At 40.9% G+C, this 313-nt stretch carries 2 pseudogenes; one reads left to right on the top strand and one right to left on the bottom strand.

Going from position 1 to position 313, the window contains the following annotated elements:
* Nucleotides 1-107: pseudogene (locus AB4486_RS23760) on the top strand (GTP-binding protein); the annotation flags it as partial.
* A 108-nt stretch (nucleotides 108-215) separates the two neighbouring features.
* Here the strand turns inward: AB4486_RS23760 and AB4486_RS23755 are convergent.
* A pseudogene (locus tag AB4486_RS23755) lies at nucleotides 216-313 on the bottom strand (aspartoacylase); the annotation flags it as partial.

Genomic DNA, 313 nt, shown 5'->3' with positions numbered 1-313 from the left:
TGACGGAATCAGAACTCGATGAGTGTATCGAAACCAGAATAGAAGTGATCGGTCTAGAAATAGATGACGATCTTGAGAACCAGTTACTTGAGTGCATGATCGCTTAAGTCATAGAAAGAAATAAGCCCACTAATCTTGTATACCAAAGCTAGTGGGCTTATTTGCTTGTTATGGATTAGCAGTCTTATCAGCTCCTAGAAAAATGCTGAGCCTGATTAGCCTACAGAAACTAGACGCTTCTCTGCCAAGGCCATCGCAATGTTCGCTTTAGCGTAAGCGCTCTCATTAATGAAATGTGGATAGATATCTTGTT

Origin of the sequence: Vibrio sp. 10N.222.55.C6 (assembly GCF_041473395.1) — a bacterium.
GTDB classification, from domain to species: Bacteria; Pseudomonadota; Gammaproteobacteria; order Enterobacterales; family Vibrionaceae; genus Vibrio; species Vibrio crassostreae_C.
The sequence above is the reverse complement of the archived record's forward strand: the minus strand, read 5'-3'. Positions and strand labels throughout refer to the sequence as shown.